Source organism: uncultured Ellagibacter sp. (genome assembly GCF_934636505.1).
Lineage (GTDB): Bacteria > Actinomycetota > Coriobacteriia > Coriobacteriales > Eggerthellaceae > Ellagibacter.
This window is the reverse complement of sequence record NZ_CAKUAL010000010.1, coordinates 38,920-47,329: the sequence shown is the minus strand read 5'-3', so window position 1 is coordinate 47,329 and position 8,410 is coordinate 38,920. Positions and strand designations below refer to the sequence as shown.

Here is an 8,410-nt window from a genome sequence, read left to right as displayed (position 1 = left end):
ACCGTGGCGTGGACGAAGGCGGATATGCCGACGATGCGCGACATGATGCTGCGCGTGCGCGCCAGTTCGACCATGCCCCTGTTTATGCCGCCGACGACGATCGACGGACGCACCTATATGGACGGCGGAATGGGGACGAGCTGGGGGATTTGCCTCGATGCGGCGCGTCGTGACGGTTTCGAGCGCTTCTTCATCGTGCGGACGCAGCCGCGGGGGTATCGCAAAAAGCCTCTCGGGGCTTTGCCGCGCGCCGTGTTCCGCGCTGCCTTTCGAGGCCATCCCTTGGTTGCGGAGCGCACCATCGAGCGGCCTGCTCGCTATAACGCTCTGTGCGACGAGATTGAGCAGCTTGAACGTGCGGGTGCGGCGTGCGTGTTTTACCCCGATGAGATGCCGGTCGACAACAAGGAGACGAACTGGGAAAAGCTCTGCGCGTCATACGAAGCAGGCTATGCGCAGGCTCAGCGCGAGGCGGCTTCATGGGAGGCGTGGATCGGTGGCCGGTAGGCGATGTCGCAAGAGGGGGAGAGCAATGCCGATAATCACATTGGAGCAAACGGGCGACGCGGGTGCCGAGCGGGGCGGGGACTTCTCCCTGTTCACCCGCACGGCCGACGTGGAGCTGCGCGAGAGAGGGCTGTTCATCGGCGAGTCACTCAAGGTGATCGAGCGCGCGATGGCTGCTGGCGCCGTCCCGCGCGCGATGCTGCTTCCTGAAAAACTGCTCGAGGGCACGATGCCCGTCATTGAGCATGCGCTTGCGACAGATTCCTCGACGCCGATTTACGTCGCGCCGAAGGCGCTCTTCAAGGAAATTACCGGGTATGAGGTGGTCAGAAGCGCACTTGCCGTGTTCGAGCGCCCGTCTTTACCAAGTGTGACCGAGCTGCTGGACAATCTGGGCGCACGACGCGTGGCGGTGCTTGAGGACATTGGGAACTCGACCAACATCGGGGCGATATTCCGCTCGGCAGCTGCTCTCGGCGTCGATGCGGTGCTCGTGACCCCATCGTGCCACGACCCGCTTTTTCGTCGTGCGGCTCGCGTATCGATGGGGACGGTATTCCAGGTTCCCTGGACGCGCATCGGGAGCGTCCAGGCCTGGGCGGGGGAGGGCATCGCGCTCCTTCATGACCTGGGGTTCAAGGTCGCGGCGATGGCGCTGTCCGACGATTCAATCGCGCTTGACGATGAGGGTCTGCGAACTTGCGAGAAGCTCGCAATCGTCCTTGGGACGGAGGGCGAGGGGTTGGCGCAAGCCACGATCGACGCAAGCGATTACACGGTAAAGATTCCCATGGCCCACGACGTCGACTCCTTGAACGTCGCGGCGGCAAGTGCCGTTGCCTTCTGGGAGTTGCGCGTGCGGTAGGCTGGCGTTTATCGTGCCCTAGATGTTCGGTGCCGACTTATCTCAAGCGCTTCGAGAGTGGTTCGCAGGTAGTGAAACAGACCGCTGATCAGCACCGCAATGGAGGCATAGCTCATCAGCAAAAGATCGATCGGCGCGCCGTAGTCGGCAAATGCAAACTGAACTCTGCCAAACAGGTAGGCTGCGAAGTCAAGCTGGATGAAGGAATACGCACCGAAACAGGCGACCGCCGCGAACGAGAAGCGACATGCCCAGATGACATAGCGAGGCACATCTGACGCGTTTCTCTCCCCTCTGGTGCGTATGAGCCGACTGGGTCCCTTGATATGCAGCCCGACATGGGCAAACGCGAGCACGAATCCCCAGTACGAGCACAGCATGTGGATTCGACGCGCGACGGCGGCCCCTGGCAAAGCCGGCAGGAACCCGAAGGCGAACTTCGAGAGCACAAGAGCGCTTGCCGCCTGCCCGATAACGCACATGACCAGGCATGCGATAGCCATGAGGCGCAGCGCGCGAACCATATTACGGCGGCCGCGGAGAAGGGCCCTGAACCGACGCCGGTTCAGGATGGCGTGAGCCGTGACGGCGGCGAACAGGCTCGCCCCCAAGTACTCATGCGCGGCCTCCTGTACAAGAGCTGTGGCCATCACGGCGATGAGCAGCCCTGCGAGCGCGGCATCCACTGCAATGGCGATCGGGCTGCGGTTCTTCACGGGAAACGGCCCTTTCCTAGTACGAAGCGTAACGCTGGTTGCGGTCGAGGGCGTCGATGGCGGCCATCTCATCGGCGGTCAGGCTGAACCCGAACACGTCGGCGTCCTCGCGGATATGGTCGGGATTCGAAGAGCCTGGGATGCAGACGTTGCCCGATTGCAGGTGCCAGCGGATGACCGCCTGTGCGGGGGAGATGCCGTGGTTGCCAGCGACCTCGGCGACGATGGGGTCGGCGAACAGGGTGCGGCAATCGGCCTTGCCGCACAGCGGGAACCACGATTCCAGTATCGTGCCCGCTCCAGCGATGGCCTCCTTGACGCTGCGCTCCTGGAAGTAGGGCTGCGTCTCGTTCTGCAGTACGGCCGGCGGGATGGACGCCATGTCCAGCATGCGCGCGAACCCGCTCTCGTAGAAGTTCGATATGCCGATGCAGCGGATCTTGCCGGCCGCCACGGCGTCCTCCATCGCGCGGTAGGCGTCCTCGTCGCTGGCGTCCTCGTGGTGAAGCAGCATGAGGTCGACGTAGTCTTGCCCCAGGCGCTGGAGCGACCCGTCGATGGCCGCGGCGGCGTTGGCGAAGTCGGCGGTCCACAGCTTCGTGGTCAGGAACACCTCGTCGCGCGGCACGCCTGCGCGGACGATGCCTCGCCCCACGCCTTCTTCGTTGCCGTAGATGCGCGCGGTGTCGACGAGGCGCGTGCCCGCCATGAGCGCCGCGTAGACCGATTCCTCGGCCTGTGCGCTCGACAGGATGTAGGTGCCGATGCCAAGCGCCGGCATCGCGACTCCGTTGTTGAGCATCACCGTGCGTGCGCTCAAATCGAAGGAAGGGCTGTAAGCGGAAGGCGTGAGCGCGTTCGATGCGCTCGTCGAGGCCGAGTTGTTCGCAGCGTCGCTTGCCGAAGGAGTTGAGTCTGCGGCAGCCGACGAGTCGCCTGCCGTCTGCTCCGATGCGCAGCCCGCAAGGCCGAGCGCGGCGGCCGCGCCGAAAGCAAGCGAGCCCTTCAAAAACGATCTTCTGTTCATTGTGTTGTTCATTTCACCAGTCCAATCTCCTTGCTGGGTGGGACAATCAGAGGGTTAGGGAATCGAGATTCTTTGCCGCGTCGTGGTCAGCATCTCGCCCGAGTTCGAGGCGTCGTCGCGGTGAGGCTGTCGTATTCGTGAGCTGCCGGCGATGGAGCCCTTCTCGATCTGCCCCTCGCGCACGCCCCGATCGGTTGTTTCCCATGCTTGCTAGCTCAAGCTTGCAAGCCAGTTGTCTATCTGCGACTCTGCGGTGTTTCGGTCGTTTTGCGCCGTGGTGCCCGACATGGTGAGGCCGCTTGTCACGGTCGCACCTGCGCATTTCCGAGCGACGGTCGCGAACATGCCGGCCTCGCCGCTTCCCGCATGTGTGTTGAACGGGCAAATCGTCTTGCCGCCCCAGTCGAGCGCCTCGATGGCGGTGTAAACTGGCATGGGCATGTCGCCCCACCAGCACGGAAAGCCGAGGTACACGGTGTCGTAGCCCGACAGGTTCGGCATCTCTGCCAGCTCGGGGCGCGCGCCGGAGTTCTTCTCATCGACCGCTTCGTCGCAGCACGCGTCGTAGGCATCGGGGTAGGGCTCCGCGCGTTCGATTTCGAACAGGTCGGCACCGGTCTTTTCGGCGATCATTCGGGCGAGCACCATGGTGTTGCCCACCTCCACCGTGCCCACGCCGTAGTTTTCGCCGGCGCGGGAGAATACGAGTACGAGTGAAGTGCCACTCGAGGCGGCTGGTGCTGCCGAAGTGGAGGGCTTAGATGTCGCATCGCCTGATGGAGTGCCGCCCGACGACGCACTCGCCGAGATCGACGCGTCCGTCGCGTTCCTGCTCTCGCTGCAGCCTGCGAGCCCCGTCGCCGCGCCGAGCGTCGAGAGTCCCGTGATTTGGAGGAATCTCCGTCGAGTCAAAGTGTTCATACCGCTTTCCTTTCCTTCGTTTCCTTATTTATGTGCCCCTGGCTGCAGTCTCCAACAGCAGCAGGAAGACACGTTTTCGGAACCTGCCTTTTCAGCTCGTTTAAGCCTTCGCTTCTGCAATTCGCTGCGCCATGTCCTCCCTTCTTTCTTTCGCGTTTTGGCTGTTCAAACGTACCCAAAGAGCGATGGCCGTTAACGCCGTCGCGGATTCCATGATGGGCTGCGCAAGCATGAGACCGTATATTGGCCAGATGGCGTTCAGCGCGATCATGAGGGGAAGGTCGACCGTTCCTTTCCTCAGGACGGATACGATCAAAGACTGCTTGGAGCTGCCCGTCGCCTGAAACGCCGAGTTCAGCGCGAACTCCAGCACGATGGCCGGCAATGCCAGGATGCGCAGACGAAGAAAAGCGGCTCCGAAGGCGACGGACTCGGCGTCGGAGACGAACAGCGACACCAGCGGCTCGGCAAGGGCTTCATAGATGACGAGCACGAAGGCGGCCGCTACGAGGGCGATCGTGAGGACGAAGCGCATCGTCGCGCGCATGCGGGCTCGATTGCCGGATTTCGAGCAGTAGGCGATGAGCGGCACCACGCCGCTTGTCACGCCCATGATCAGCTGGAACGGGACAAGTTCAAGCTTTTGCACCACGCCCAAGCCGCTCTCTGCCGTCACGGGCGCGGCCGAGAGCAGTCCCACCAAAACACCGTTCGACAGCGAACCAAGCGCGATGATCGCGGCAGCCGGAAAACCGACGGCGAAGATCTCGCGCAGATCGGCGCCGGCGGGGCGGCCCGGCCTCGCCGCAATCGGGACTTGAAGTCTTTTGCGGTTTCGGATGAAGTACCCGATGAAGAACAACATGCTCGCTGTGTTTGCAATGGCTGTCGCAAGGGCTGCTCCGGCGACTCCCAGGTCAAGCCCGAAAATGAACACTGGGTCCAACGCGATGCACATAAGAACGCCCATGCACATGCCCGTGCTCGCAACCCCGGGCTTCCCCTGCGCCTGCAGCATGGAGGCCAGAACGAGTCCCGTGACGGTGGGCAGCGCTCCGGCGGACGCGGCGAACCAGAGGAAGGCGCGGGCATGCGGCATGACGGCTTCGGGCGTCCCGAGCAATCTTAGCAGCGGCTCGGCGCAAAGCAGCAGGATCGCGCCTGCGACAAGGGAAAACGCTGCGGCAAGCCACACCGACGTGGTTGCCACGCGTCGGGCGCGCTGCTCGTCGTGCGCGCCGAGGCTGCGGGACACGAGGCTTCCGCCGCCGACGCCGAACAGATTGGAAACCGCGTTCAGCAGCATGTATATCGGGAACGTGGCGGTCAGGGCAGCCACCTGGGCGGGATCCCCCGTCTGCCCGATGAACCACGTGTCTGCCATGTTGTACGCCAGCACCACAAGCTGGCTTGCCACCGCCGGCAAAGCGAGGCTTGCCACGGCGCGCGGGACCGGTGCCCGCTCGAACAGGTCGGTGGAATCGAACTTGTTCTGTCGATGGTTCCGAAATCGCCGTAGAGGGTTTCGATGTTTTTCTGCTTTGTCGCCTGTGAGCTGATCGTCGGTTTGCATGATTGAGATGCTCCTGATATGCCACGGTAGTTGCTTATTTCTTACGAATGGCATAACATCATGAAGAACGGGTTCTCGCAATGGACTCGCATGCTCAAATCGTGGCTTATGACCGCGCTTTAGCGTAATCAGTGGCTTAAAGAGAGGTGGGTGCATGGCCGAGATGCCAGATGGCCGGAAGAAAACGGATTTACGCGTTGTGAAGACGCTCGATGCGATTCGCACGCACTTCGAGCGGCTCGTCTGCGAGTGCGGCTACGACAAGCTCACCGTCGCGAGCCTGTGCGAGTCGGCCCGCATCAACAAGAAGACGTTTTACCGCCACTACAAAAGCCTCGACGATCTGCTCGCCCAGGTTCAGCATGAGTTCGCAAGCGAGTACGTAGAGCTTACCGGCCATTTGAGGATTCCCGAAGATGCCGGCGAGATAACGCGCCGCTTCATCCTCTATTCGTGCGAAACGGGCGCAAGAAGTCCCTTTTATGAGGCTGTGACCTGCAGTTCTGCGTTCAGCAGCATTCAGGCATCGATGATTGACAACGTTCTTGAGTCGCGCCGCGTCTCGCCTGGCGGGTTCGGCGCGCTGTCGGCGGAAGAGGCGTCCGTCGTCATTTCCTTCCTGCAGCAAACCGGCATAAACGCCTACAGGCAATGGGTTGCAGATGGCAAGCGGCTTTCTCCGGAAAGACTGGCTAGCTTGACGGCAAGTCTTGTCGAAGGCGCCCTGGAGGGGGTCCTCCAGTAAGCAAGTGGGACAGGGGTCGGGTGATTTGTCCCACTTGGCGCTTTCGGGAAGGGCTCGCGCGCCTGAAAGCGGGGGAGTTGGGAGCCCGCCACTGGGTGTCTTACCAGTTCAGAGCTTCTTTTGCTGGTAGAGTCCGTGCTGTTCGAAGCCAAGGCTCGCGTAGTACTCGCGCGTTCCTACGGCGCTGATGACGTTTATGCGCTCGTAGCCTGCCTCTCGCGCGATATCGCATGCCCGAGCGACGAGCTTGCGGCCCAGCCCCGTGTGCTGGGCTCCCGTGCTTGCATGCCCGAGCGCGGCGACGGCGCCGTACACGTGCACCTCGCGGATCATGGCCTCGCCTGCAGCTAGAGGGAAGGCGTCGTGAGCGGAGCGTTCTGCTTGCGCGCTTGCGCTTGCGGGCGCAATATCTCGTGGGGCCTGGTGAGAGGTGGCCTTGCCTTCGAATGGCATCGCCTCGCACCCCGTTGAGCCGATCGCCCCGCGCTCGTTTTCCGCTTCCGCGCGTGCAGCTGCGATCGCATCGGCTTTCGGCAGCGACAAGCGCAAGAAACCTGCAATTTTCCCTTCGGGCGTTACCCATTGCAGGAAACGCTCGCTCGACACGGTGGTCTCATAGGGGAACTCGACGAGCTCAAGCTTGCTCAGGTTTGCTTTGTGCGTGCCAATTTCGCGCGTCCTGATTTCGGCCACCGCAGCCTCGCGGCGCGCCAGCTCGCTATCGACCATCTGGCGCAGGTTCACCTTCTTGTTGCCCGCCATGATATCGTGCGAGGAGATGTCGCGGATCATGCGCGACACGCGCACGTAAGGAGGCGTGACCTGCATGTTTGCAACCAGAACACCAATAAGCTCCTCCTCGGCGTAGGGTCTCCACGTGCTGTTTCGCCAGTGTTCCACAAGACCCGTGCCGTCGACGAGCGCGCAAGGGTACATTTTCACCTCGTCGGGGAGGAAGCGCCTGTCGGTCACGAGCGCACGGTACCCCGCGACATCGCTCTCAGGCGTGGCCCCGTAAAGGTTGGCCATGAAGTGCGCATGGATTTTGAAGCCAAACAGCCTTGCGAGCTCGAAGGAGCGCCCGATGCGATCGAGGGAGATGCGGCGTAGGTTCGCATCGAGTATGTGCTGGTCAAGGCTTTGAATTCCGATTTGAACCTTCGTTGCGCCGAGTGCCCGCATCTCGGTGAGCGCTCCGGGGGTGATGCAATCGGGGCGTGTCTCGATGACGAGTCCCACCGAGCGATGCGCGGCCTGCACGTTGAGCGCATGCTCGAGGGTGACGTCTGCGAGCGCGGCCGTCTGGCTGTTGCTCGCCTGCCGCCAGCCCGCATCGTCCCCGTAGAGTTCGCGGACTGCTTGGTTGTAGGTGAGTTCGCCGCAAGTGACCCGCGCCTGCTCGTCGCGAGTAAATGCGGCAAGGTCGTCTCTCTCGCTTTTGATGCCGCATTGCTCGTAGAAGGCGCGCCGCTCGGCGATGCTTGTCCGTTGCACGTTTGCGTCCGATGCCTCGTTCAGCGCGCGGAAAAGCTCGCGCATGAACCAAAAACGGTACGCGCGCGGATAATCTGTCCAGGTGCCGCCGAGGACGATGAGCTCGACCTTGTCGGTCGTGTGTCCCATGTCGGTGAGCGTGCGCAGTCGCAGCGCCACCTGAAGATAGGGATCGAACCAGTTGCGCTCGGCTCGCTGGCAGGCAGGCTCATCTGCCAGATAGCTTTTCGGCATGCGGATGTCGTTCGGGCAGTAGAGGCAGGCGCTTGCGCAGGGCCACGGCTTGGTGAGCACCGTTACGGTCGCCACACCCGATGCGGTGCGCATGGGCTTCATCCGCAAGGTGCGCACGAGAAGAGCCTCGAGCTCGTTGTCGATGCTCCAGCTGCGCCACAGGTCGGGATTGCGTTCCTTCGTTTGCTGGTAAAAGGGGAGGAGCTTCTTCTTTGCCACCGCGCGCACGGGTCCTCGTAGCTCGCGGTTGCGCGCGCGGATAATCCGGTCGAGTGCGTTCGCGTCGAGCGGCTGACCCTGCTCTTTCAGGGCTGACAATATGGTTTCG

8 protein-coding genes are annotated in these 8,410 nt (G+C 62.4%); 3 read left to right on the top strand and 5 right to left on the bottom strand.

Annotation, left to right across the window (positions count from 1 at the left end):
* Together Q0G18_RS02435 and Q0G18_RS02430 are read left to right on the top strand one after the other, a co-directional pair.
* The coding region (locus Q0G18_RS02435) for a DUF6363 domain-containing protein (protein ID WP_366768924.1) at window positions 1-507 on the top strand (507 nt) is incomplete at its 5' end.
* Window positions 508-532: 25 nt separating this feature from the next.
* Window positions 533-1,372 carry an RNA methyltransferase gene (locus Q0G18_RS02430; RefSeq protein WP_297149202.1) on the top strand — a complete coding sequence of 280 codons (840 nt, stop codon included), beginning with the start codon at window positions 533-535 and terminating at the stop codon, window positions 1,370-1,372.
* Between the two features lie 8 nt (window positions 1,373-1,380).
* Here Q0G18_RS02430 and Q0G18_RS02425 read toward each other — a convergent pair whose 3' ends face one another.
* The 4 genes from Q0G18_RS02425 to Q0G18_RS02410 all read right to left on the bottom strand — a co-directional run bounded on the left by Q0G18_RS02425 (window position 1,381) and on the right by Q0G18_RS02410 (window position 5,609).
* Window positions 1,381-2,088 (bottom strand): DUF4405 domain-containing protein, encoded by a 708-nt coding sequence (locus tag Q0G18_RS02425; protein ID WP_297149200.1) that lies wholly within the window; start codon window positions 2,086-2,088, stop codon window positions 1,381-1,383.
* A gap of 16 nt (window positions 2,089-2,104) precedes the next feature.
* Window positions 2,105-3,127: an aldo/keto reductase gene (locus Q0G18_RS02420; protein ID WP_297149198.1), complete on the bottom strand. Its 1,023-nt coding sequence runs from the start codon at window positions 3,125-3,127 to the stop codon at window positions 2,105-2,107.
* Window positions 3,128-3,325: 198 nt separating this feature from the next.
* Window positions 3,326-4,036, bottom strand: a complete 711-nt coding sequence (locus Q0G18_RS02415; protein WP_297149196.1) for a flavodoxin — start codon at window positions 4,034-4,036, stop codon at window positions 3,326-3,328.
* 100 nt (window positions 4,037-4,136) lie between these two features.
* On the bottom strand, window positions 4,137-5,609 hold the full coding sequence (locus Q0G18_RS02410) for an MATE family efflux transporter (protein ID WP_297149194.1): 1,473 nt from the start codon (window positions 5,607-5,609) through the stop codon (window positions 4,137-4,139).
* Window positions 5,610-5,763: 154 nt separating this feature from the next.
* Here Q0G18_RS02410 and Q0G18_RS02405 point away from each other — a divergent pair, with 154 nt between their 5' ends.
* On the top strand, window positions 5,764-6,354 hold the full coding sequence (locus Q0G18_RS02405; protein ID WP_297149192.1) for a TetR/AcrR family transcriptional regulator: 591 nt from the start codon (window positions 5,764-5,766) through the stop codon (window positions 6,352-6,354).
* A gap of 108 nt (window positions 6,355-6,462) precedes the next feature.
* Here Q0G18_RS02405 and Q0G18_RS02400 read toward each other — a convergent pair whose 3' ends face one another.
* Window positions 6,463-8,400 (bottom strand): GNAT family N-acetyltransferase, encoded by a 1,938-nt coding sequence (locus tag Q0G18_RS02400; RefSeq protein WP_297149190.1) that lies wholly within the window; start codon window positions 8,398-8,400, stop codon window positions 6,463-6,465.
* Between the last annotated feature and the right edge of the window lie 10 nt (window positions 8,401-8,410).